This window comes from Sulfurospirillum arsenophilum NBRC 109478, from assembly GCF_000813345.1.
GTDB classification, from domain to species: domain Bacteria; phylum Campylobacterota; class Campylobacteria; order Campylobacterales; family Sulfurospirillaceae; genus Sulfurospirillum; species Sulfurospirillum arsenophilum.
In genome coordinates this window covers 125,207-150,026 of record NZ_BBQF01000002.1, presented here as the reverse complement: position 1 = coordinate 150,026, position 24,820 = coordinate 125,207, and the positions used below count along the sequence as shown (strand labels likewise).

The following is a 24,820-nucleotide window of genomic DNA, read 5'->3' as shown; positions in this document are numbered from 1 at the left end:
TACTGGTGTCAATGAGGTGTCAATAATTGTCAAAATCATGCAATTATTTTGCTGATATCAACTGTTATTGTTCCCGTATAATGATTACGATTGACTTCATCTGTTTCATGTCCCATTTGATGAAGAATCCAATCAAGAGGCAAGCCAAATTGCTTTAGCATTGTATTATGCGTTCGCCTCATTTTTTGCAAACCACCACCGCCTACAATATGAAGCTTTTTACACAACTCTTGAATGGATTGAGTAATGCTTGTTTCACTAAAATAAGGTTTGCCCTCTTTTGAATGAAACACAAAGGTTGAAAGCCCTGTTAGCTGTCTTTGTACAAGAAGCGCTTGCTTCGCTTGCGGTAACAGATCAATCAAACGGATTTTATCGCCTTTTGGCAGATCAACAGTACCTTTTCTAACTCTCATACAGACATCAATCTTGTTTTTGTCAAAGTCTATATTCTCCCACTTAAGGCCTATTATTTCCCCTGCTCTCAGTCCGCTGTAAAAAACAAACTGAATAAGGTTATGAAGTTGCCCGCTTGAATGTTCAATAAGCAATTTACGCTCATCTTCACTAAAGACATCAACGATGCGTCTAGGCAATTTGGGCGACTTAACGGGTGTTAGAGGATTTTTATGGATGAGATCATCATTAAACGCAAATTTAAACACGACACTTAGCGTACTTCGATACTCTTTCACCGTTTTTGGTGCAAGAGTTTTTAAAAAAGTATCTTGCCATGCTTGAATGGTTGATGGTCTAATATCATCTAACGCTATATCTCCAAAATACTTGATAAGCCTCTCAACCTTTTTGATCTCTCCACGTTGCGAAAATTCATTTCGATTACTTTGCGTAATATCCACAATATATCTCGCATACTCAGCAAAGCTCATTTGTTGATCTGCTTCTTTATTTTTTTGGTAATAAAGCTTCCAAAACTCATCTTCAACGTGAGTTTTATACCAGCCAATTAACCTACTCGTTGCCTTCTTGCCTGTTGATAGGCGGATGGTTTTACCATTAACAACATTTTGTAAAAGAACATTCCCTGTTTTGGGATGTTGAACGACACAAGCCACTTGAAAACTCCTTTCAAGTTAGCCAAGAACAATGAAATCATACAATGTTTGGACGTACATTTGCAATCTCACTTTTATGGATGTACCAAAACCGCCCTCGTTTCACAAAGCTATCAGGATTTATGTTTTTCAGACACCACTTACGCAAACCATTCATACTCATGTGATGCTCTTGTGCAAATTCTGATGTTAAAGGAAACCATGTTGGTAGTTTCAATAGCGTTGTTTTAATGGCTTTCATTTCATTTTCAAGGTTGTTTATACGATCAATTAGCATCACATCACCTCTAACCGCTTGCTAAGTTCATTATTAGCAATCTTAAGCTGTTGTGTAAGCGTTTTAGCCTCATCGTGTGTCGCAGTTGTCAGTTGCTTAGATAATCGCTTAATAGTGTGTTGTAGCTCTTTTGTGCCTAGGAGTTTAAACGGCAGTTGATAAGGAATCAGTTCATCATCTTTTGTGCATTTATACCGTGCAATTAAATCATCCTCTTTATCTCTAATCACTACATCATATTTTGTTGCAATACGTGGTGATGAATTAGAAGGGTTCTCTTTGATCTCACCATAAAGATCAATAGCTCGATCAGATATTTTGGTTATCAAATCAGGTGAAAGCACAATATTGTTATTGAGTGCTTTATGGATAAGCTCATGCGTATCGGTAATAAACTTTGGAAGATCATAAACATAGCGTTTTTGAGGAATACGTTTTAAATCAATCTCATATTGTAAGAACTCTGTAATAGAATAGTTCTCTTTGATATACTCCCAAATCTCTAAGGTTTTAGCTCTGTTTTTAGAGTTATTGAGCATATCTTTTTTACTGATCGTTGTAAGATCAATCAGTCTTATATCATCCATTGCTGTTTTAAAAAGGTTGTTGGCATTACTGAGTAATCCTTCTAAAGTACGAATACCCATATTTTTAAAATGAACCCTGTGCATTTCAAACTCTAGGTTAAAAATAGGCTCTTTAAGATCAAACCCATGATAGGTAAAATAATCTTGCATGATCTCTGCTTTATCTGATTTATCCAGTTCTATTTTTTTATCATAGAGTCTTAGGAAAAAAGGCTTTTTACCCACATAGATGGTTTGAGTCCGTTTGGAGTTTCCAAACTCTGAAATGATGTGATACCCTTTTTTCTTAGAGACAAACATCTCTTTGGTGACAAATCCAAAATCGTACTGCACAAAGCAGTTAAGATCAGCCCTAGAGATTTCAAAGAGTCCTGTTGTGATCTCTTTGAGTAGTTCATCGTTGATAAAGGTTAAGAGGTTCTTTAATCCTATGGTATAGATACCAACACCTTGAAGTTGTATTTGGATATTGTGTTGATAACTTGCAATGTTTGGATTTTTAAATCCTAGTTTGAAATACTCATTAATATCTCTAAACCAATACACCCCTTTATCTTTGGCAAGATAGCGTAAAGCGGTTGTTCCCAGTTTAACAATCATGGCTGAATTGGCATAGGTATATGCATCACTTTCGTGAAGTTTGGTTTGGGCTTCTAGTTGACTTTGAAGATCAAAAAAGGCGTTTTCATACGCTTCATTACTTTGAGCAAAGTAGTAAAGCGTATCAATGCCACAAATAGACTTTACTTGCATAAAATTCCTTTCTTTTTTTATCGTTTTCCGTATGTGAGCGATGTGTTACCAAAAGCATCGCTAAAAGAGTGGAGAAACCCAAAGCCACATGGGGACAAAGTCCCATGAAGCTTTTCCTGTTTCTCTCCTGTTTTAAATGCCGTAGAATTTAGCATCACCAATCAAACCAACCTGTACTTCTACTTCACTATTGATCTTATCCTCGTATAAAGAGAGTCTCTCTACTGGAATAGAAAGATCAATCAACTGGTTTTTGTACTCACCGTTTTTAAGTGGTACTCGTGCCAAGAGTTGAAGTTTGGTTTTACCCTTAATGGTTTCTCCTGTTTGCTGATTGGTAAAGTCGTTACCTGTAAAGATATTCAGCAATTGCGCCTTGAGTGTTAACATAGTTAACTCCTTGTATGAAATTAACCAAAGCTTTGATTTATGTTTTAAAACGATGACAGTTTAGGAAAAAGGGGGAAATAAATATATAGATAACTAGCAGATAATTTTCTGCAAATTAAAAGGAGTACATCAATAATAAAATTCGTGAAGGATGCTTTGTGGAGGTAAACGATAGCTATCATCTTTATTTGGATATTTGTAAATATAATGTTTTTTATGCAATGCAAAAGGATATGCTTGTTCAATTTTATCAGGATAAACTTTAATCGAATAACCCAACGAATAAAAGAACTCTTCAAGATACGTTTTAAGTTTATAGGGCTGAATGGAGCATTTTGATAGTTTTAAATATTTGAAAATTTTGATCGAAGCCGAAATAAATAGTTTTTTTTCTACTTGTTTTACATCTTTGCTAATTAGGGGATATGCTTGCAAAAGTACATAGTAATAATCTATGACTATCTTTTTTTTAAGTTCATCATAATGTTCTTTGGGTGGTTTTCCAAGAGAACGGCGATTTTCTCGAGTATAAAGCTCTTTATAGCCATTTTCAAAGCTTGGTCTATTCAAAGCACCACCAGTCGAATCAAGTATCGTTCGATTATTTTGAAAAAACTGCATGGTTTCGGAGGGATTATCTTTGAAATCATTCATAATTTCTTCAATAAGTGCATAGTAATTTATTTCATCATCAAACATAATTTGAGAGTAAAAATGGTTTGCCATTTCTATTTTTTTGAGATAATTATTAATGGTTTTTGTAGGTTCATTACGAAGATTATAGAGTAAAGTAATTCTATCATTACTACGATCACTTAGTTCTAAATAGACTTGGTATGTTTTTTTAATAAGGCGAAAAATCATATATAAATGTGGTTTACATTCTTCATCTTTGCTCAAGTTTGTTTCAGCACATTTTTGAAATAAATCAAATTCAGAATCTGCAATATTTGGATAATACTCAGCAAGTTCTTTAAAAATTGGAAGTGTTTGAGAAAAATCTATATTATTCATTACATGCTTTGCTAGATTTTGTCTAGAAAATAAAATCTAAAAATAATTAATAAATTTTTATTGTTCAATTTCAAAATTTATACTTTCAATAACTTCTTTACTAATAATGTTACGATCTATTTTTTGAAGAACATTTATAACTTTTATGAGCTGTTCTTTTTTTTCATCATTAGTTTTTCGTAATGTAGTAAAAACACTCTTTATGTCCTCAAAAATTCCTCCAAAATTCTTGTTTAATGTTTCAGCCTTGCTAATAAGCCATTGTGAAAATGGATGCTTCAAATTCACACTATAAGATTCATATGGATATGTGATGCTGTTGAATTGAAGCAAATTAATTAATCGATTATCATATTGGATAAAAAAACCTACTGGAAAGAGTTCTTGGCATATTCGAGGCAACTTTAAATTTAAAGTTGTCTCATCATGATGAGTAATATTTGAAATAAAACAAGATGGTGATTTCTTATCGGAAGAAATATCAAAAAACACTTCTGTATATAAAAAAAGTAAAGTTGTCGTGATTATAGTATTGATTTCCTGATGTAAATAACTTAAATCAATGATATCATAAGCGCATATTACTGGACACTCATGAATTTGTATTTTGATTATATTTGATAATTTAGTTTTTATTATTTCATCAATGCTAACATTTTGCAGGCCATTTATCGTTATTATGTTGAATAATTTTGTATTTTGTAATATTGATAATATCGGCAAAATATTATGGATAGCTTCTTTATAGGTAATTTTTGTACCTTCTATTCCAACTAACTTTAAATTATATAAGTTATGACTCAAACCATCATTCTGTAAAAACATTAAATTCATTGCTAATAAAGTTTCCAAATTAAATCTTATTTTTGATCGAGAAATATCTAATAAAGGTCTACTTTGATTAAATAAATAAATATGAGTAACCGTTATAGGAGTCAAGAAGCTATTCACATTTATTTTTTGAACTACAATTCCATTATGTGAAATTTTGTTAAATAATGGTTTATCTAACAAAGTTTGAATTACAGGATACTTGGACAGTTCAATGGTAAATTCTTTACTAGATGATGAGTTAAATCTATTTTTATACAATTGAAGAGTTATTATTCTCTTAGAATTTTTAATATTAAATTCATAATCCTCATTTTTTCGACATTTAAGTCCGCTAATACTTATTTGAAGAGAATGTCCTTGAATATTTGGATTTACTAAATTTTTTGATATATCTATTGGTTGAAGTGTAATCTTAATATTATTATTTTTTTTTGATGATTGATAAAAATTATTAATTTGATCTATATCATTTTTATCTAATTCAAATGTTTCTTCATGTTTAATCCAAAAATTATCTTTTAAAATATCTAGCGTGGTTCCAATTTTTTTATTCTTATATTGGATTTCTATTGGAGAACAAAGAATGTTTTCTAACAGTTCTTCTTCTATATTTATCCAGCTTTTAAGCTTATTAAAATCTATTTGAATGGCAATAGAGGTACCTACATCTTTTCGATATTTTTCTTTTTTATCATCTGGTGAAGGAAAATAACTAACTCTTTTATGCTCGTTTTCTAAGTGTGTCACAAAATAAGAATTGAGTGAATTAATCGAAAATCGAATGGCTTCTTTCCCTTCTTTCCTTGTATTAACTTCAATCTTATTTGAAATCATAAAACAAGATAAGATGCCAATACCAAATTTACTAATTGCTTTAAAGCCAATCGTTTTGTCAAAATCTTTTGATTCGTAGAATGAAACGCCTATTTTTGTAAAATAATTAAGTAATATATATTCATCCATACCGACACCATAATCATCAAAACGAATCCAATAATTGCCTTTATCATCATACCAATCAAATACATTAATTGGTTTGCATTTATATTCAATGCCATTTCTTGCTTTAATCGCTTGGATATATAATGAAGCATCTATTGAATTTTGGAGAAGTTCTCTTATAAAAACCGCTTGATTTTCATATATATTGTCTCCAGTAAGGAGATTTAGAATTTTTTCATGATCTAACGTAAAGTGAAAATCTCCAAATTTATAGCCTTGCGATTTGATATTTTCAACGTTAATTGAAGAAGGTAATTTAAGAATACAGTTCCATTTTTTACAATATGTATTAAAAAAATGCGAACATTTGTTAATTTCTAAATCAATAACTTCAATAAATTTTCGTATTAAATGTTCAATATTGGGGTCAGTGGGTGTCGCACTAAAATATAAAATATTGTTTTGATATTTAAAACCAAGGCTTGATAAATGTTTTTTCCATTCTTCTTGGCTAATTTTTTCTGAAGTTGTAATTGCAGAATTTAACCCTAAAAATTTATAAGTAGAGGTTTCTGTACGTTCTTGGTCAAAATCCAAAATATCTCCTAATCTAAGAAGAATCGCACAAAAAGAAAAATCATCATTTCGTTCAGCAGAATTATATTTTTCTAAAATTATTATATTTTCAGTATTTTCATAATGACTTTTAGACACTTGATAGGCTATATCAATAATATTATGCTCTTTGATTAATAAGCTATCATTTTCAAGATGTACTAAAAGTTCATCTGTATCATATAGGTGGAACTCAAGCCTTTCATGGTGATATTGCCTTAAATAATCTGAAGCTACTTCCATAGTTAGACAACTAGAATTTTCTATATTATTATCTACTTGATACTTTTCAAACCATCGTTCATCTTTTATTTTTTGGATATCACTACAAGCCATACCTAAATCATGCCAATACGCTGCAAGTAAGAGAACAGCTGATTCTGCTTCAGATAAATTTTCGACATGATCTCCTAAAAGCATTTCAATATTTTTAATAATTTTTAATGAATGTTCGCTATCATGATTAGTATAATTTGGGAAAGTTGTTTTAATATATTTTAAAAGAGGGATAGTGCTATCTATAACAGTTTTAAAATCTCCTAATATTTTTTCAGAAACTTTTGTTTTGAGATTGTGCCATAGTTTACTTTCATGATAATTAACCATTATTTCCCTTGTAAATTTTTTTTGCAAAATATTCAATACTCAAAGTATAAAGAAAAATCAATCTTTAATTGCTTAATATCTTTGTAAAATATGCATTAAGGAAAGAAATTTTGAATAAACAATCTTTTGATAATTTGACAGAAGAAGAAAAAAAAGCAATTTATATTTGGACTAACTCTACTCTTGAATATCGCCATATTAAAAGAATTTTCCAAGGTAATTATCTTGATGACTTTCTAAAAGAGTATCTTCCAACTGCAAATTTACTTCGTGGATTATTTGAGAAATATATAGATAACACTGATAAAAAAAAATCAATTTTCCGTGGTGATATTCTTGAAGACGAAAATAATGAAGTTGATGATATTTTTTTTGTTTTTAAAAATAATCATGTAATATCTCAGACAATTGAATTAGAAAATAGCATCTTGTCCTTTTCATATGACATTCAAACGGCAGAAAACTCAATTTTCAATAGCTCTAAAAATATAGAACAAAAAAAAGCAGCAGTGATTTATGAAATATGCTCAAGAAAATCCGTTTACCTCGATATTAGTAATTTTTCTATTTTTAAAAATGAAAATGAAATTTTAGTTCAACCAAAATTAAAATTTCGAGTTATTGATATAACACAACATAGTGACTATATTATTCATTGTAAGCTTGATGAAGTATAATTCACAAATTGCATATTAAAAAATCATTAAAATAATATATCGGAATTTTAATGTGTAGTATTTATGTATCACTTTATCAAAATACACGAGAAATAGTTTATCTTACTTTAATAATTTTATAAAGCTCAAATATTAGATATTTTTTAGATAATTCTCTTCCTAAAACTATATTTTAGGTTAAAAATAAATGAAGTTATTAAAAAATGCTTAATTTTGTTAATATATTATCGGCAATATATTTTACTGTGCCCAAAATGAACAAAAAATACAGTTTTTTGAAAATGATAGAGTTGTGATAGTCCCTATTTATGGTCTTTTGTATTTTTTTGTTTCTCATTCAAAGTTTCCCTCTCTTGACACCACAAAATACATAAATTAATATGTAATATTTTACGTATTAATACTTAATCAGATGTCAATATAATCGTTAAAAAAAGTGTGTTCTTGGCTAACTAATTTTTAATAAAATGCCTAATTTTAGGGATTTATCATATACTTTTCCATGAGTTCGAGTCCGGCCTCAGGTACCACTTCTTTTTTTAATTCCTAATTCTCAAATAAAAAAAATTAATCGACCCTTTCTAAGCCTCTTTGTATGATTTTTTGCTATAATCCAACCTTATTTATCTTTACATGTAAAGGCATGCAATGCAAAGCAATCTATTTGATGACCTCAAATCACTCAAAGACAAAATCAATCAAGAAGAAAAAAATACAAAAGAAAAACTTATCGTAGAACAAAAACAAGAGAAAGAAAAAAAACTACACGAGCAATTTGAAAAATTTATGCAAAACTCTGGAGTTAAAAAACTACACTAAGCCATGACACCCTTCTCACGCATGATTGAATTTTCAACCTTAGAAACAAAATGCTCCTATCTTGATGGCTGCAAAACACGTATGGAATATAAGTACATCGAAAGTGCAACGATGGAGCTTAATCAAGCTTTAATAGAACGAGGTTGGAGACGCTTTGGCCACTACTATTCACGTCCACAATGCCATAATTGCAAATCGTGTTTAAGCCTTCGCATTGATATTAAAAACTACGCTTTTTCACGCTCTGCGAAACGTGCTTTTAAAAAAGCAGAAGGCCTTCGTTACGTCATTCAATCTCCTACTATTAGTACAGAGCACCTAGAACTTTACGATAAATACCACCGTTTTATGGAGCAAAAACGCGGCTGGCAATACTACAATCTCAAGCCACAAAGCTATCATGAACTCTATGTGAGTGGTGCACATAATTTCGGTAAAGAAGTGCTCTATTTTCATGACGATAAACTCATCGGCGTTGATTTGATTGATTTTTTAGATGATGGCATCTCGTCGATTTATTTTTACTATGATCCTGATTTTGAAAAGCTTTCCTTAGGGCGTCTGTCCATTTATGAACAGATCATTCTGGCTAAAGAGTATGATCTAGATTGGATCTATCTGGGCTATTATGTAGAAAACTGTCAAAGCCTCAAATACAAAGCTTTGTATGCCCCATATCAGATACTTCAAGGCAATCCGAGCCTTGATGAAGATGCCATTTGGATCTAAACTTTTAAAACTTGGAATTCTTTTTGCTTCAAGGTAAATAACTTGACAAAAAGGATGGATCGATGCACCTTTCACTTTCTCATGATATGCTTGCTCTTACAATACAAGAAGATTCAAAAACATTTTATTACTTACAAAATATTGCGGATAAAAACTTTCAAAAGAAGATTGGTCGCAAAGATAAAATGATTATCTTCAAAGAGCACGATGAGTTAGTACAACGTCGCTATTTCTTAAAGCTTATCAGCAAAATCTACCTTCGCAAGACAGGAAACAGTGAACAAGCCCATATTATTGAAAATGCGGTTGACAAAAGCATCAAAATATCCCTTCTCAAATCCAATCAAGTACTCCAAAAAATGAATATAAACCTTGCTATTGAAGACAGCTATGCTGTTGTCTTTCATATGGGTTCACACAACACACTTTTTGCATCGTATCTTAAAAGCTATTTTAAGGATCATTTAGTAAGAATTCGTCCTAAAAATGGCACGATTACACTCTACCCAAACTCTGACGTGACCGTTCGCCTTTTAGAAAAACTACTGGATCAAAAAGAGCTCTTTGGCTGTTTTGTAGAATTTTCGTATGTCTTGGAAGATTTATTAGCCTATAAAAAGAGTTTTGTGGCAAAACGTGCAAAACGAAGCCGTCATAATGCCCTCTTCTCTCTGCTTGAAGAGTACTTTGGTATTCTTGGTTGTAAAGTTGAAGACTCTTTTGAGATTATTCGTAGAAATTACCTTGCATTGGTTAAAAAATACCATCCAGATAGTTGTGGTTTGTACGATGGAGATTTACATGTAAAGTATGTGGCAAAGTTTCAAGAGGTTCAAAATGCCTACGAAATGCTCAAAATGCACTTCAAACATGCGGATGTTGCTAAAATCGCTTAGAATTTAAGGGTATAGAGTTTTTTACGCTCGGATGAGCTAGCAATGTTAAACTGCTGACGGTACTTTGTAATCGTACGTCGCACCATTTTGATGTTGAATTTTGACTCAATGAGTTCTAAGAGTTTAATGTCGCTAAGTGGCTTTAGTTTACTCTCATTTTTCACCAATTCCACCATATACTCTTTAATCGCACTGTTAGAAATATCCTCTTCCACGGCTGTTGCAAAAAACTGTTTCAAAGGAATAACACCGCGAGAACATGAAAGGTATTTGCCAGCAATGGCACGAGAAATGGTCGAAGGGTTACGTCCTAAATCATCAGCCAAATCTTTGAGTTTCATAGGCTTGATTGCTTTTCCAAAGAAGAAGTCATACTGATACTCCACAATCATCAAACCAATCTTATAAAGTGTTGCTTTACGCATCTCTAATGCATCAATAAGATCTTTAGCATCTTTGATTTTTTGAGAAACAAAACTATGGTTCTCATCAAGCCCTTCCGTGTCAATAATCACTTCAGGATAGTACGCATCATTGATTCGCACTTCGATGGCTCCTGCTAAATCGTAAATAAAAATATCAGGAATGACCTCTTTTTCATCTTCTAAAAAGTCGATAGCAGGGGGGTTGTGAAAACGTTTTATGATGTTCAGTGCTTCATGAAACAGAGACTCTTTGCTAAAAGATTCGATGTTTTCAAAGTTAATAATAAGCTTTTCAACCATCGAATAAAGATCATTTTCTAAAGAGAGATCTTGGAGCTGAAATAAAAAAGTCTCTTTAAGATCAAGCGCTCCTATACCCAAAGGGTCTAGGTAAGCAAAACGTTGTCTAATTTTTTCAACTTCAACTACAGAAACAGCCAATTTTTTAGCGATTTCGGCAAGTCCTTGTACTTCAAAATAACCCTCTGAGTTAATATTTTCGATAATTTCATAGGCTATACGCTGCGATTTTTCTGTTGGGAAAAGAGGTGGATTCACCTGTTCAAAGAGTGTTTGAAAAAGAGATTTTTTATCCAGTGTTAACGCTTCTATAGTATCCGAAACGGATGTTTTAGCCGCTTCAGAGAAAAAGCTTTTTTTCTCAAACCGTTTATCGGGTGTTTCAGAACCTGATTTGACACTAATGAAGGGGTTTTCTTGTACAAAAGGTTCTAGTGTTTCTACTAAGCTATCGAGATTGGCTTGAAGTATGGGAAGCCAGCCTCTTAGCGTTGAGGAGAACTTTTGTTTGGTTGTTTGTGTGCCAGAAACCCTAAGTTTCAAAACCCATCTCCCTTATGCGCTAAAATCTAAAATCTTCGCCAAGATAATAGGTTTTCACCAGTTTATTTTGCGCGACTTCTTCACTGCTTCCACTGGCTAGCAGTGCTCCATCTTTAAGTACGTAAGCACGATCACAAATGGCAAGTGTTTCACGAACATTATGATCGGTAATCAAAACACCAATGTCAAGCTTTGCAAGCTCTTGCACGATTGCTTGAATATCTGCCACCGCGATAGGATCAACACCTGCGAAAGGCTCATCAAGAAGAAGAAATTTTGGCTTTAAAACCAATGATCGCGCAATCTCACAACGACGTCTCTCACCACCACTCAGACTCACACCATTTCGTTTACGAATTGGCTCAATATTGAGCAAATTTAAGAGTTCTTCCACACGCTTCATAGCATCTTCATTGTTTGGATAAACAATTTCTGCCGCAAGCATGATGTTCTCTTCAACACTGAGATCTTTAAAGATACTTGATTCTTGAGGAAGGTAACCAATGCCTAGTTTTGCTCTTACATGTAAAGGCATTTGTGTTACATCTTGATTGTCAAAATAAATAGTTCCAGCACTTGGCTCAATGAGACCACAGATCATGTAAAAGACTGTTGTTTTACCAGCACCATTGGGGCCTAAAAGGCCTACGACTTCGCCACTTTTAACATCGAGCGAAACACCCTTAATAATTTCTGTTTTTTTAATAACTTTTTGTAATTCTTGAACTTTAAGCGTATGCATTCATGTGAACCTTGTAGTTGCGTTTTAAATCCATTGTTTCTATGTCAATTGTACTGTAACCTACACCAAAATGGTGCAATAATTTTTCAAACTCAGCATCACCCCATTCAATGAGATGATAACCTTCCAAATCAAATTTTTCTATCAGTCCACTTTTGAGAAATCCATCCGTTCCACATTGATAAATATCATAGTGAAAAAGCTTTCCCTCGTACTCATGTAAAATTGAAAATGTTGGTGAAGAGATAGCCTCTTCTATGCCTAACGCTTTTGCAAATGCTTTCACAAAAGCAGTCTTTCCACTGGCAAGATTTCCTCGTAAAAGAAGAACACCTGAATTTCCAAGCTTTACGTGTATTTCTTTGGCAAAAGCATTTAAGTGTGCTAAATCACACACTTTTTCATACGTTAAACTCATACAAGATATGAGAGCTTGATAATTTCGCCAAGCTTATCCCACGCTTTTTTGCTTGCAATGGCATCTCGCATCATCTCAATGCCCTCTTGCATGTCTCTGGCTCTACCATCCACCATAAGCGCTGCCGCACCATTTAATAAGACGATGTCAAGTTTGGAACCTTTTTCATCCCCTCGTAAAATTGCGCGTGTGATCTCGGCATTTTCAACACTTTCACCACCTTTGATAGCTTCCAGTGGAGCTAGTTTAAAACCATACCTTTGAGGGTCAATTTCACCTTCAGTGATAATCTTATTTTCAATCATAGTGTAACGTGATACAGAACAGATGCTCACTTCATCTAAGCCATCTAATGAGCTTACGACCATACTTTTAAGCGTTCCAAGCTCTCTTAAAGCCTTACTAAAACGCTCAATATAATCCACATGAAACACGCCGACCATCTGTTTTTGAGCACCTGCGGGATTGGCAAGCGGTCCTAACATATTGAAAATAGTACGGTGTGAGAGACTTCTACGAATTGGCATAATATGTTTCATGCAAGGATGATGGTTCATTGCAAACATAAAGACAAAACCGCACTCCTCAAGCATCTTAATCTGTTTTTCAGGTGGCAATGCAAGATTAAGCCCCAAAGCTTTAAGGACATCAGCACTACCGGAGAGTGAAGTTGCTGAACCGCTACCATGTTTGGCAACTTTACAGCCCAGCGAGGCTAAGACGATAGACGTTGTAGTCGAAATATTAAACGTACCACTTTTATCGCCACCTGTTCCTACAATGTCAATGATTTCTGCTTTTAAATGCTCTGGAATGTCTAACTTAACACTATGCTCACGCATAACGTTAGCTGCTGCGGCAATCTCTTCAAAGCTTTCGCCTCGATCATAAAGTTCGACTAAAAATTGTGCCGCTTCTTCGCTGCTTAGCTCATTTTCAAAGAGCGCGTTAAACTGTTTATAGGCTTCTTGGTAGTTCATCAAACTTCCCTTACATATTCGTTTTGTTTCGTTTTTGGAATGGTTTTGCTCTCAGGAATTTGCAAAACCTCGTATTTTACTGCTTTTTCAAGATAATTGATGGTAATAATATCGCCTACTTTGACATCTTTAGCAGGCTTTGCAACCACACCATTGATGCTTATGACGCCATTTTTGCACATATCTTCTGAGACTGCACGACGTTTTGTAATATTAGTACTGTTTAAAAATTTATCGACTCTCATACCCCATCCTTCAGGATTTAACGCTCATTCTAGCAAAAGAATATTTAAACTTGCTTTTTTAAACTTTACATGTAAAGCACCCGTAGGGTATAAGCAAAGTTTTTACAAACTTGCGCTACCATCACGCAATTCTATAAATTCTGTGAGGATTCGTATTATGAAAAAAAGTGTCAAAAAAGTAGTTTTAGCATACTCAGGTGGACTGGATACCAGTATTATTTTAAAATGGCTCCAAGATGAGTACAAATGTGAAGTTGTAACGTTTACTGCCGACATCGGTCAAGGCGAAGAACTAGAGCCTGCGCGCAAAAAAGCCATCTCTTTAGGCATTAAACCTGAAAATATTTTTATTGAAGATTTAAAAGAAGAATTTGTAAAAGATTATGTATTTCCTATGTTTAGAGCCAATGCAATTTATGAGGGCGAGTATCTTTTAGGAACCTCTATTGCTAGACCACTCATTGCAAAACGTCAAGCAGAGATTGCTGCAATGGTTGGAGCTGATGGCGTGAGTCATGGAGCTACAGGTAAAGGAAATGATCAAGTACGTTTTGAGATGGGTTACCTTAGCATGAACTCTGATCTTGTTATCATCGCTCCTTGGCGTGAATGGGATTTGAACTCTCGTGAAAAATTACTAGCGTATGCAGAGAAAAATGGCATCAGCATTGAGAAAAAACCGGGTAAATCACCCTACTCTATGGATGCAAACTTACTTCACATCTCTTATGAGGGACTTGTGCTTGAAAATCCAGCTGCAGAGCCAGAAGAAGACATGTGGAGATGGACAGTAAGCCCTGAAAATGCGCCTGACAAATCTGAAGTGATTGAAATTACATATGCGAACGGTGATCCAGTCGCTCTTAATGGCGTTAAACTTAGTCCTGCTAACATGCTTACACAACTCAATGAGCTGGGTTGTAAACATGGTATTGGTCGTACGGACATTGTTGAGAACCGTTTTGTGGGTATGAAAAGTAGAGGTTGTTATGAAACTCCAGGCGGTACGATTATGCTTCGCGCTCACCGTGCCATTGAAAGCATTACGTTAGATAGAGAAGCGGCACACTTTAAAGATGAGATCATGCCTCGCTATGCAAAAACAATTTACAACGGTTTCTGGTTCTCTCCAGAGCGTGAAATGATGCAAGCAGCTATTGATAAATCGCAAGAGACCGTCAATGGTACCGTAAAGCTTAAACTTTACAAAGGTAATGTTTCGGTTATCGGAAGAGATTCTAAAACCAATAATCTTTTCAATGAAGCGTTTTGTACGTTTGAAGAAGATGAAGTGTATAACCAAAAAGATGCAGAAGGCTTTATAAAGCTTAATGCACTACGTTTTATTATTAGCGGTAAAAACAGAAAAAAACAAGGTAAAGCTTAAGTCTAATGGATGAAGCGCGTGAAAGTGAATGGAGTGATGAAGCAATGATGAATTTAGTCAAAACCGTAACACGAAGCTGTGAAGTAAGTGGCGAAGAGTTACATGTAATGCTAAATCTAAGAGCTCAAAAGAGGCTTGATTTTCTACTCATTGACATCAGAGAGATGTATGAGTACTCACAATCAAGCATCAAAGGCACAGACATGCTTTTACCAACTTCAACCATTCATCAACATATGGAAGAGCTGAAAAAGCTCTCCGGTAAGCTTTTAATTTTTTACTGCCATATCGGCGGGCGTACATCACAAATGATATTTATTTTACGTAGAATGGGCTTTTCAAACATTGCCCAACTTAGTGGTGGCATTGACGCATTTCACGGTGAAAAACTCAAAAATGCCCCACTTCCAAAGACGATGAAATAAAAAAACATTCGCCAATGCTATTGGCAAGCTTTAGTGCCCTAGTGGCTAACGTAGCATCAAGGGCTTTGCCTTTGATGCGTTATAAAGGATTTTAAAATGAAAGTTTTATTGATTAAAGATGTTAAAGATTTAGGCAAAAAAGGTGAAATTAAAGAGGTTAAAGACGGTTATGGTCAAAACTTCTTGATTGGCAAAGGTTTTGCACTTCTTGCTACCAATGAAGTGATGCGAAAATATGAATCAGATCAACGCAAAAAAGCAGCCGCTGATGCTGAAGAAATTGCAAACCTTAAAGCCATTGAGAAAAAATTGGCTGAGCTAAAACTTACCGTTAAACGTAAACTAGGAGCCAATGGCAGTCTTTTTGGTGCTGTTACGAAAGATGAGATTGCACACGATCTTAAAGCACAGCATGGCATTGAAATCGACAAAAAAACAATTGAAATTGAACATGCCATTAAAACAACCGGTGATTTTGATGTGAGCATTAAATTAGGACATGGCATCCACGCAGTACTAAAACTTAGTATTCTTGGAGAATAAACGCTATGTTTGAAGCAACCACCATCCTTGCGTGTCGCGGCAAAGACAAAGCGGTCATTGGCGGTGACGGACAGGTCACTTTTGGCAATACTGTTCTTAAAAATAATGCCACCAAAATCCGCAAGCTTTACAACGGAAAAATCTTAGCAGGCTTTGCAGGAAGTACCGCAGACGCATTCAACCTTTTTGATATGTTTGAAAACATATTAGAGCAGAAAAAAGGTGATTTGTATAAGTCTGTCATCGAGTTTTCCAAAGAGTGGCGTAAAGATAAAATGTTACGCCGTTTAGAAGCTATGATGATTGTCTTAACATGCGATCATATCTTTATCCTAAGCGGTACAGGGGACGTGGTTGAGCCAGAAGATGGCAAAATTGCGGCGATTGGTAGCGGTGGAAACTATGCCATTTCTGCAGCGCGAGCACTTGATCGTCATGCCAATTTGGATGAAGAGACACTTGTTAAAGAGAGTCTTAAGATCGCTAGTGAACTGTGTATTTATACCAACGACAACATCAAAACATTTGTTTTAGAGAGATAAATAACCATGAATTTAACACCAAAACAAACTGTCGCATACTTAGATGAGTATATCATCGGACAATTCAATGCTAAAAAATCAATCGCGATAGCCCTTCGCAATCGTTACCGCCGTCTTAAACTTGAAGGTGAAATGGCAGAAGAAGTGATGCCAAAGAACATTTTGATGATCGGCTCAACCGGTGTGGGCAAGACTGAAATTGCACGACGTATGGCAAAAATGCTCTCTTTACCTTTTGTGAAAGTAGAAGCAAGCAAATACACAGAAGTTGGCTTTGTGGGGCGTGATGTTGAGTCAATGGTGCGTGATCTTATGATGGCATCCATCAACCTTGTCAAAGCAGAGCACAAAGAAAAAAATCAAGATGATATTGCTTTACATGTAGAAAAAACCATTATAGAAAAACTGCTACCTCCTCTTCCAAAAGGAGTCAGTGAAGAGAAAAAAGCGGACTATGAAAAAAGTTACGAGAAGATGCGTCAGAAACTTCGCGATGGAGAGCTTGATGAGCTTAAAATCGAAGTGGAAATTTCTCAAAATAACAGTGATTTAGGAGATTCTTCGCTTCCTCCTGAAATGATTAAGGTACAAGAATCTTTCATCAAAATCTTGGGATCTGGACAAAATAACATTAAAAAAGAGATGAAAGTTAAAGATGCAAAAGAGGCTCTAAAAACTGAAGCAAGCGAAAAACTTTTAGATATGGAAGCGGTTAAGACAGAAGCTAGAGAACGTGCTCAAAATGGTGGTATTATCTTTATCGATGAGATCGATAAAATTGCGGTTAACTCTTCACAATCGCATAGAAGCGATCCCAGTAAAGAAGGTGTGCAAAGAGATCTTCTTCCAATTGTTGAAGGCAGTGATGTCAACACTAAATATGGAAGCATTAAAACCGACCACATTCTTTTCATCTCCGCAGGTGCATTTCATTTGAGTAAACCTAGTGATTTGATTCCTGAACTTCAAGGTCGTTTTCCACTTCGTGTAGAGCTAAGTTCACTTACAGAAGAGGTACTCTATCAGATTTTAACACAACCAAAGAACTCTTTGCTACGCCAGTATCAAGCTCTTTTAAAGACGGAAGGCGTGGAATTAATATTTGAAGATGAGGCAATTAAAGCAATTGCTAAAATTGCTCAAATTACGAATGAGAAAACGGAAGACATTGGTGCTAGAAGACTGCATACTATTATCGAAAAAGTGCTCGAAGATATTAGTTACAGTGCTGATGAACACGAAGGTGAAACTTTACATGTAACCAAAGAACTAGTGCATGAAAAACTCGATGCCATTGTTGAGAGTGAAGATAGCAGTCGCTATATTTTATAATTAAAGAAGCAAAATGAACGAAAAAACAAAAACAGGATACGTCGCCGTTATTGGTAGACCCAATGCAGGCAAAAGCTCGCTTCTCAATTGGTTAGTGGGTGAAAAACTCGCAATGGTTTCACACAAAGCCAACGCCACGCGAAAACGTCTTAATATTATTGCGATGCACGAAAATACACAAATTATTTTTATTGACACTCCTGGTATTCATGAACAAGAACGCCTTTTAAATCAATTTATGCTTGAAGAAGCGATGAAAGCGATGGGGGATTGCGATCTTATCCTTTTTCTTGCTCCAGCTAGTGATAGTATTCAAAATTATATTGATTTTGCAGCACTCAATAAAGCCAATATTCCACACATGGTTCTTTTGACCAAAACCGATAGTGTTTCTCAAACAGCACTTTTTGATAAGATCACTGAATATCAAGCGTATCAAGATAAATTTGTAGCCCTTATCCCAGTTTCTGTCAAAAAAGGAATTTCGCAAGCCTATCTGTTAGAAGCCATTTCTAAATTTATGCCAGAGCATCCTTATCTTTATGATCCTGAGATTCTTACGACAGAGCGTTCTCGTGATATTTACAAAGAACTGATCCGTGAAGCTATTTTTGAAAATACGAGTGATGAAATTCCTTATTTTGCAGATGTCATCATTGACAAGGTTGATGAAAAAGAGACGATTGATAATATTTATGCAACGATCATTGTTGATAAAAAAAGTCAAAAAGGGATTCTGATTGGCAAAGACGGTCAAACCATTAAAAGAATCGGTACGAACGCGCGTCAATTGATTGAATCTTTGTCCCAAAAACGTGTCTTTTTGAAACTTGTGGTTGTTGTAAAGCAAGGCTGGAGCCAAGATAAAGAGATGTTAAAGAAAATTGGTTATATTGTTGAATAAAGTTTGTAATTTAGTTAGTGCAAAGGATTAAAAAATAATGCTCGCTAGTGAAACTAAGAATTTTAGCGCAGAAATTGTTTCTATCGATCCCTTTTCGCAAATTTCATATACGCACTCATTTCGAAATAGCACACTTTGTCCATTAGAGCAAAAGCACAAAAATGCTTTTAGTATCTCCTATCTACAAACACGGGATGTTATTAGCAGTACCATTGATATCAACCACAATATTCAAGACAGCGATATTAAAGATGCTATTGAGATAAAAATTTATGATGAATTGGCACTTGATTCTTCTATAGAATATATTATCAATTATATTGAGACAGAATCTAAGGATATCAATAATAGATCTTTTAATATTTTTCTTATTGATACCACGTTACTGCAAGCCAAATTTTTACCTATTAAAGAAAAAATACACTACATTGATTATATAACGACTGCACCTTTTCTCATTAAAGCTTTATATCGTAAAAATTTTCTTAGCATAGACGAAACACATTGTTTTGTCTATTTTCAAAAGTCCGATGCTTTTTTAGCTGTCTATAAAAATGGCGAATATATTTATTCAAAATCATTACATTACTCTCTTCACGAAATGAATGAAAAATTTTGTGAACTCCTCGGTGAGCGAATGGATGAGGAAAGTTTTTATACATTATTGATGCAAGAAGGGTTAAAAGCGACACATAGCCAATATCAAGAAAATTTATTACAACTTTTTAATGATATTTATCTGTATATTAGTGAAATATTAGTCTTTACAAAACGTTCTTACAACATTGATTATATTGATAAAATCTATATTGGTTCTGAGATTGGGTCTTTTGGTGATATTTTAGAATTTACTAAAAATCATCTTGATATTGAGACATCTAAATTTGATTTTAGTACTTCAACCGCATCATCAAAAGAAAACATGGATCAGATGCATCTTCTCATGATGCTTAGTGCTCAACTGTATATTGAAAATCCTGATGATCATCTCAATTTTTCAATCTTTAAAAGACCCCCTCCTCTTAAATACAGAGCTTCAGGGAAATTTTTAGGTGTAATCGCCGCAAGTATTGGCATAAGCCTTATTTATCCTACTTATCAATTTTGTTATAACTCTTTTTTACATTTTCAAACATCACACTATACCAATACGTATAATGAACTGTTTGCAAAGACATCTGGGATGAGACAAGATCTAGCCTTACTCAAAACTGAAAAAGAGAAGATTGATGGACTGATTGCCAGTGAAACAACAAAGTTTGAATTTCGAAAAAAATTACTCGTAGAAATTTATAATAAAAAAATCTCGTATACGATGAAAACATCTATGCTACTTGAAATTTTCTCTTTATCCAATAAGAATGATTGCAAAATCGAAGAGATTGATTTCAAAAAAAATCAACTTGATGTTTTTGTACGTAATAAAAATGAAAAAAAAATTACAGAATTCATACAAGACTTATCTGCACTTAATAAGTACAAAATCAACACAGATAAAATTCTTCAGGACGATAAAATACAACTCTATACGAGTAAAATCACTATTGGCTTAATAAATGAATAGTATTGATGATTTATTAGAAAAAATCGATCTTTTCTTTCAAAATAAAAAAACCAGCGAAACGTATCTTATTTTTACGATGGTTTTTGTGCTTATTGGATTTTTGTTTTACAGTTTTCTCTTTCCTATAACAGACAGAACACTTAGTCAAACGCTTAGAAATACGAAAGAAATTGAAAAAAAACTTCGTGAGGAACAAGTGTACTTGGAGTCTATTTCGAGGGAGAGTGATGCTACTTTTTTCATTAAAAAAATGAACTCTGAGATTGAAAATTCAAAGCTTCGTTTGGAAAAAACTCTTTATATCAATACGTACATTGATAATAAACTCAAAGAGCTCTCTTATTTATTATTTAACGAAAAAAATTGGGCAGATTTTCTTCATTCTATTACAGACTATGCACAAAAATATTCTGTTACTATTAAAGTGATTGATAATAAAATAAATGAACCCAGTATGCAAAAAATAGAACAAATCCTTATACTTAAAGTTTATTTTAGTGGTTCTTTTACTAACATTATGAAGTTTATGAATGCCATAGAAGAGAGTGAACTTGTCGTTGATATTTCTGAGTTCAGTTGGACTGGTAAAAAAAATATTGAAGGCCAATTTACAATTAGTGTTTGGGGAATGAAATATTGAAAACTATGATATGTATTCTATTTCTGGCAGTATTGGCTATTGCAAAAGAAGGAATATCTTTAGAGCAAGAAGTGAAAGAGTATGACCAGATTTTTTCAAAAATTGCAAATAAAAGAGTAGGTGTTGATGTTAAAAACATTAATGAAATAAGCAACCCTTTTGTCGTTCAAAGTTCTGAGCCAAACAGTAGTGATGTCAATATACCCGTACAAGAACCCGAATACTCTCTTGAAGCAATCGTAGATCGAAAAGTTAAAATTAATGGTAAATGGTATTGGATCAATGAAACAATTGAATCGTTTAAGATTACAAAAATAACCCAAAAAAGCGTCATACTTACAAATGAAATTGAACAAAAAGAACTTTTTATCAAGACAAAAGACAGGAGTAATATTGAAATATTTTCCAAATAAATTTATCATTTTTCTTACACTTTTCAGTATCATACTTTCTCCATTGTCTCTTTTGGCAGCGGAAAAAACTACAGGATGTGACTACCGTACCTTTAATATTAAAACCAATAATAAAGCAACTGGAGCAGAGTTACTAGCGGAATTAGCGGAAGTGTGTAACTTTAGTATTGTTATTAAAGATAGCGAAGCCGAAAAAGCACTGGCAAAAAATTTAAATGGCATTAACATTAAAAATCTTTCACTGGATGAAGTCTTTCAAAATATTATTCACGACAATGACCTTTTTTACACCTACAATAAAAGTTTTTTAAAGATTTCTGCACTGGGTAGCAAATCATTCAAACTAGACTACATCTCTTCTATCAGAGAAGGTAAAGCTGTTATCAATGCATCTGTCGATGCAACACCAACAGATGCAACAAGTGGAGGAACTTCTTCTAAAAACACTACTGCACAAAGTCAAAATACTATTTCTTCAAATGAGTCATTTGACTTTTGGAAAACAATCTCAACAGAGTTAACTTCAGTTCTTAACACAGGATCTGAAGCTTATGTTGCGGCACCTCCTATTATCAATGCCAATGCGGGTATGATTACCGTTACCGCAACTAAAAAACAACTTGATCGTGTTTCTGAGTATATTGACCTACTCCAAGATAGACTTCATAGGCAAGTCTTAATTGATGTCTCGATTATTTCAGTGCTCCTTAGCAGTAGCAATAACACAGGTGTTGATTGGAGTAAATTTTCACTAGGATTTAAAAGCAGTACTATTTTTAATAACAGCAACCAAGGTCAAGCCCATAACACAACCTATTCAACCGATACAACGACCAGTTCTCTTTATGACACAACGATACAAAAAAATATTAATAATCTTACCGTTGTTAATGATGCGGTCTTTTCTGTTTCAGGCGTAATTGATTTTCTCAATTCTTCAGGAGAAACCAAAGTCATCTCTAGCCCAAAAGTATTGACCATGAACAATCAGCAAGCGCTCATTACCATTGGAGACAACATTAATTATCGCGTTGCACAAAATACGACGAATACTGCAGCAACCACCAATACAACGCTCACAACAACCTATACCAATTATTCCATTTTTATAGGGGTGCTTCTCAACATTACTCCTGAGATTTCAGAAGAGAATGAAATTATATTGCGTATCAACCCTTCTGTGAGTAGTTTTAAATACTCGGCAGACAATGCACAAAGAACGGCTGGGAATGAAAGAGTCATGGCACCTGATACACAAGAGAAAAAACTCTCGACTGTGGTGAAAGTTAAAGATGGAAGTACTATTATTCTCGGTGGACTTATCGATTCTAATAAAGGAAAACAAGATAGTAGTGTCCCACTTTTAAGCAGTATTCCCTACCTTGGTGAAGCCTTTAAGCACTCATCCGATACGATTGAAAATAGAGAATTGGTCTTTGTCATTACCCCTCGAATCATCGGCTCAAAAGGTATAAACAAAACAACCCTTAAAGACCTTGGGTATAGTCAAAAAATCAATGAATAATCATTATAGCGATCTCAAAAACATTTTTATTGATGGTGAAGTATTTGATTATATTAGCCTAGATAAATCAACAACAATGTATAACAAACTTGTCAATGCGTTAGACAAACCATTGAAATTAATTCTGTTTTATGGCAAGCCAGGAACTGGAAAAACGTTTCTACTTCAGAAAATTTATAATGACCAGAAAGGAAAAAAACGTATCATTTTTTTTCCAAGGCCTTTTTTTGAAGAAAAAATCTTTCTTCAAACCTTATACGAAAACATCTTTGAAGAGTGCGCTCCTGAATTTTCGCATTACAACGAATTTTTAGTTTTACTTGAAAAACATATTACATCTTCCAAAGAAGCTATTCCTGTCTTAATTGATGAGGCACAGCTTTATCCAACGGACCTCATTGAAAAAATTCGCCTTATGGCAGATTCACGACTACTTAAATTTTTATTTACAGTGCATAAAACGGAACAAGAAGATCTTCTTGCTAAAGATTATTTCCAAACACGTATTTGGGAGACCATTGAGATAGATACAGCTTCAAAGAGTGAGATTAAAACTTATATAGAAAAAAAACTTTTATTCCATAATCATTTTGGATACCTCAATCTTTTTAAAGATAAACATTACACATTGATTGCCAAACTTACGAATGGAAATCTGCGGACAATCAATAAATTGATGTACAAACTTTTTGAAATTTTAGAATATTACGATGAGCACAACCCCTCTTTAGTCAAAACAAATGCTTTACATGTAAAATATTTTGAGATGGCTGGTATTAGTTTAGGAATGCTCCATGCTTAGTACATTAGAGATTCTTGAACTGGAAAAAAAAGTTTTTAAGTATCGACTCAAAAAATATTTACCCTATTTTATTTTGAGTGCATTATTTTTTTTACTCTCTATTATTGGATTTATTTTCTATGCTACGTCACTGCATTCTGTAACTTCAAAAGAAAATACATCTGTGCCTGCAATGCAAAATGGTACTAGTCCAATAGAAAACAACCTCTCAACTACACCTAACACAATCGTATCGACATATGTACCACTAAAAGAACAAAATGTGACTGATGAGACACTCCTATTGCAACTTCCGCTCATTGGGAAAAAAAGTCTTGAGCAAAAAGATTCTTATTTACCAGAACCAACGCAGAGCCAAGTAAAAGTTAGTACCCAAGAAGAAGAACTTGAAAACAGAGTTTTAATACGGAAAACAAGTAAAAATGATGAAGAGAGCTTTTATCGTACTAAAGAAGATAAAATTGATACATCGTTATTGCCACCTCCTCTACTTGAAGAGCAGAAGTCCAAAGGTGTTATTAAAATCGAAACACAAGAAGTAAACTCTATTAAATACCTCAAAGAGAGATTTGAGAAATCACATAATATCATTTTTGCATTAATGCTGGCAGAAGAATACTATATATCAAAAAATTATCAAGATAGTAATAAATGGTCCATCATCGCAAATACAATTGATGCAGATAATGAAAAAAGCTGGATTTTATTTGCAAAATCCAAATTGAAACTGGGACAAAAACAAGATGCAATTTCGGCACTAGAAGCTTATTTGAAAAACAATAAATCAAAAGTAGCTCAAAATCTACTAACTCAAATTATGAGTGGAGAAAGCATTGATTAAACAGGTTTTATTTTTTATACTGAGCAATGATATA

Annotated in this window: 27 protein-coding genes; 16 read left to right on the top strand and 11 right to left on the bottom strand. The window is 33.8% G+C overall.

Annotated features, from left to right (window positions below):
- Positions 1–35: 35 nt before the first annotated feature.
- The 6 genes from SAR02S_RS05135 to SAR02S_RS05110 form a co-directional block, all read right to left on the bottom strand.
- Positions 36–1,076, bottom strand: coding sequence for a tyrosine-type recombinase/integrase (locus tag SAR02S_RS05135; RefSeq protein WP_041957566.1), 1,041 nt, complete (start codon positions 1,074–1,076; stop codon positions 36–38).
- 37 nt (positions 1,077–1,113) lie between these two features.
- Positions 1,114–1,353, bottom strand: a complete 240-nt coding sequence (locus tag SAR02S_RS05130) for a hypothetical protein (RefSeq protein ID WP_041957564.1) — start codon at positions 1,351–1,353, stop codon at positions 1,114–1,116.
- Positions 1,353–2,693 (bottom strand): hypothetical protein, encoded by a 1,341-nt coding sequence (locus SAR02S_RS13180; protein ID WP_052433538.1) that lies wholly within the window; start codon positions 2,691–2,693, stop codon positions 1,353–1,355. The genes SAR02S_RS05130 and SAR02S_RS13180 overlap by 1 nt, the downstream gene beginning before the upstream one ends.
- Positions 2,694–2,825: 132 nt before the next feature.
- Positions 2,826–3,083 carry a hypothetical protein gene (locus SAR02S_RS05120; protein WP_041957562.1) on the bottom strand — a complete coding sequence of 86 codons (258 nt, stop codon included), beginning with the start codon at positions 3,081–3,083 and terminating at the stop codon, positions 2,826–2,828.
- Positions 3,084–3,212: 129 nt separating this feature from the next.
- The gene (locus SAR02S_RS05115; protein WP_041957561.1) at positions 3,213–4,097 is read right to left on the bottom strand and encodes a hypothetical protein; all 885 of its coding nucleotides are present in this window, start codon (positions 4,095–4,097) and stop codon (positions 3,213–3,215) included.
- Between the two features lie 57 nt (positions 4,098–4,154).
- Positions 4,155–7,094 (bottom strand): HD domain-containing protein, encoded by a 2,940-nt coding sequence (locus SAR02S_RS05110; protein ID WP_041957559.1) that lies wholly within the window; start codon positions 7,092–7,094, stop codon positions 4,155–4,157.
- 110 nt (positions 7,095–7,204) lie between these two features.
- Between SAR02S_RS05110 and SAR02S_RS05105 the strand changes: the two genes are divergently transcribed.
- The 4 genes from SAR02S_RS05105 to SAR02S_RS05095 all read left to right on the top strand — a co-directional run bounded on the left by SAR02S_RS05105 (position 7,205) and on the right by SAR02S_RS05095 (position 10,215).
- Positions 7,205–7,771: a hypothetical protein gene (locus SAR02S_RS05105; protein ID WP_041957557.1), complete on the top strand. Its 567-nt coding sequence runs from the start codon at positions 7,205–7,207 to the stop codon at positions 7,769–7,771.
- A gap of 648 nt (positions 7,772–8,419) precedes the next feature.
- Entirely contained in the window at positions 8,420–8,590 is a 171-nt protein-coding gene (locus tag SAR02S_RS13485; protein WP_198133083.1) for a hypothetical protein, read from the top strand.
- Positions 8,591–8,593: 3 nt separating this feature from the next.
- The gene (locus SAR02S_RS05100) at positions 8,594–9,319 is read left to right on the top strand and encodes an arginyltransferase (RefSeq protein WP_156961446.1); all 726 of its coding nucleotides are present in this window, start codon (positions 8,594–8,596) and stop codon (positions 9,317–9,319) included.
- Positions 9,320–9,381: 62 nt separating this feature from the next.
- Entirely contained in the window at positions 9,382–10,215 is an 834-nt protein-coding gene (locus SAR02S_RS05095; RefSeq protein WP_041957556.1) for an adenylosuccinate lyase, read from the top strand.
- On the opposite strand, the gene SAR02S_RS05090 is transcribed toward SAR02S_RS05095, so the two are convergent.
- The 5 genes from SAR02S_RS05090 to SAR02S_RS05070 are packed head-to-tail and all read right to left on the bottom strand — an operon-like array spanning position 10,212 to position 13,868.
- On the bottom strand, positions 10,212–11,483 hold the full coding sequence (locus SAR02S_RS05090; protein WP_041957554.1) for an RNA polymerase factor sigma-54: 1,272 nt from the start codon (positions 11,481–11,483) through the stop codon (positions 10,212–10,214). The two genes, SAR02S_RS05095 and SAR02S_RS05090, sit on opposite strands and share 4 nt — an antisense overlap.
- Before the next feature lie 19 nt (positions 11,484–11,502).
- A complete protein-coding gene (gene lptB, locus SAR02S_RS05085) occupies positions 11,503–12,225 on the bottom strand; it encodes an LPS export ABC transporter ATP-binding protein (RefSeq protein WP_041957552.1) in 723 nt (240 codons plus the stop codon).
- Positions 12,212–12,643, bottom strand: a complete 432-nt coding sequence (tsaE, locus tag SAR02S_RS05080; RefSeq protein WP_041957550.1) for a tRNA (adenosine(37)-N6)-threonylcarbamoyltransferase complex ATPase subunit type 1 TsaE — start codon at positions 12,641–12,643, stop codon at positions 12,212–12,214. Before tsaE ends, lptB begins: the two co-directional genes overlap by 14 nt.
- On the bottom strand, positions 12,640–13,623 hold the full coding sequence (gene trpD / locus SAR02S_RS05075) for an anthranilate phosphoribosyltransferase (RefSeq protein ID WP_041957548.1): 984 nt from the start codon (positions 13,621–13,623) through the stop codon (positions 12,640–12,642). The genes tsaE and trpD overlap by 4 nt, the downstream gene beginning before the upstream one ends.
- Positions 13,623–13,868, bottom strand: coding sequence for an RNA-binding S4 domain-containing protein (locus tag SAR02S_RS05070; RefSeq protein WP_041957546.1), 246 nt, complete (start codon positions 13,866–13,868; stop codon positions 13,623–13,625). Before SAR02S_RS05070 ends, trpD begins: the two co-directional genes overlap by 1 nt.
- A gap of 157 nt (positions 13,869–14,025) precedes the next feature.
- Between SAR02S_RS05070 and SAR02S_RS05065 the strand changes: the two genes are divergently transcribed.
- From SAR02S_RS05065 to SAR02S_RS05010, 12 genes are all read left to right on the top strand, one after another.
- The gene (locus SAR02S_RS05065) at positions 14,026–15,255 is read left to right on the top strand and encodes an argininosuccinate synthase (protein ID WP_041957545.1); all 1,230 of its coding nucleotides are present in this window, start codon (positions 14,026–14,028) and stop codon (positions 15,253–15,255) included.
- Between the two features lie 5 nt (positions 15,256–15,260).
- Positions 15,261–15,680, top strand: coding sequence for a rhodanese-like domain-containing protein (locus SAR02S_RS05060; RefSeq protein WP_041957543.1), 420 nt, complete (start codon positions 15,261–15,263; stop codon positions 15,678–15,680).
- A gap of 96 nt (positions 15,681–15,776) precedes the next feature.
- Positions 15,777–16,223 carry a 50S ribosomal protein L9 gene (rplI, locus tag SAR02S_RS05055; protein ID WP_041957541.1) on the top strand — a complete coding sequence of 149 codons (447 nt, stop codon included), beginning with the start codon at positions 15,777–15,779 and terminating at the stop codon, positions 16,221–16,223.
- Between the two features lie 5 nt (positions 16,224–16,228).
- A complete protein-coding gene (gene hslV / locus SAR02S_RS05050; RefSeq protein ID WP_041957539.1) occupies positions 16,229–16,765 on the top strand; it encodes an ATP-dependent protease subunit HslV in 537 nt (178 codons plus the stop codon).
- A gap of 6 nt (positions 16,766–16,771) precedes the next feature.
- Positions 16,772–18,097: an ATP-dependent protease ATPase subunit HslU gene (gene hslU, locus SAR02S_RS05045; protein ID WP_041957537.1), complete on the top strand. Its 1,326-nt coding sequence runs from the start codon at positions 16,772–16,774 to the stop codon at positions 18,095–18,097.
- Between the two features lie 13 nt (positions 18,098–18,110).
- A complete protein-coding gene (gene era, locus SAR02S_RS05040; RefSeq protein ID WP_041957535.1) occupies positions 18,111–19,001 on the top strand; it encodes a GTPase Era in 891 nt (296 codons plus the stop codon).
- A 37-nt stretch (positions 19,002–19,038) separates the two neighbouring features.
- A complete protein-coding gene (locus SAR02S_RS05035; RefSeq protein ID WP_041957533.1) occupies positions 19,039–20,565 on the top strand; it encodes a hypothetical protein in 1,527 nt (508 codons plus the stop codon).
- Positions 20,558–21,205: a type 4a pilus biogenesis protein PilO gene (locus tag SAR02S_RS05030; protein WP_041957531.1), complete on the top strand. Its 648-nt coding sequence runs from the start codon at positions 20,558–20,560 to the stop codon at positions 21,203–21,205. Before SAR02S_RS05035 ends, SAR02S_RS05030 begins: the two co-directional genes overlap by 8 nt.
- Positions 21,206–21,210: 5 nt before the next feature.
- Positions 21,211–21,618 (top strand): hypothetical protein, encoded by a 408-nt coding sequence (locus SAR02S_RS05025; protein ID WP_041958358.1) that lies wholly within the window; start codon positions 21,211–21,213, stop codon positions 21,616–21,618.
- Complete coding sequence (gene mshL / locus SAR02S_RS05020; RefSeq protein ID WP_232293994.1) at positions 21,599–23,143, top strand: pilus (MSHA type) biogenesis protein MshL; 1,545 nt, start codon at positions 21,599–21,601, stop codon at positions 23,141–23,143. Before SAR02S_RS05025 ends, mshL begins: the two co-directional genes overlap by 20 nt.
- The gene (locus SAR02S_RS05015) at positions 23,136–23,945 is read left to right on the top strand and encodes an ATP-binding protein (protein ID WP_041957529.1); all 810 of its coding nucleotides are present in this window, start codon (positions 23,136–23,138) and stop codon (positions 23,943–23,945) included. The genes mshL and SAR02S_RS05015 overlap by 8 nt, the downstream gene beginning before the upstream one ends.
- Positions 23,938–24,786 carry a hypothetical protein gene (locus SAR02S_RS05010; RefSeq protein WP_041957528.1) on the top strand — a complete coding sequence of 283 codons (849 nt, stop codon included), beginning with the start codon at positions 23,938–23,940 and terminating at the stop codon, positions 24,784–24,786. Before SAR02S_RS05015 ends, SAR02S_RS05010 begins: the two co-directional genes overlap by 8 nt.
- Positions 24,787–24,820 lie beyond the last annotated feature (34 nt).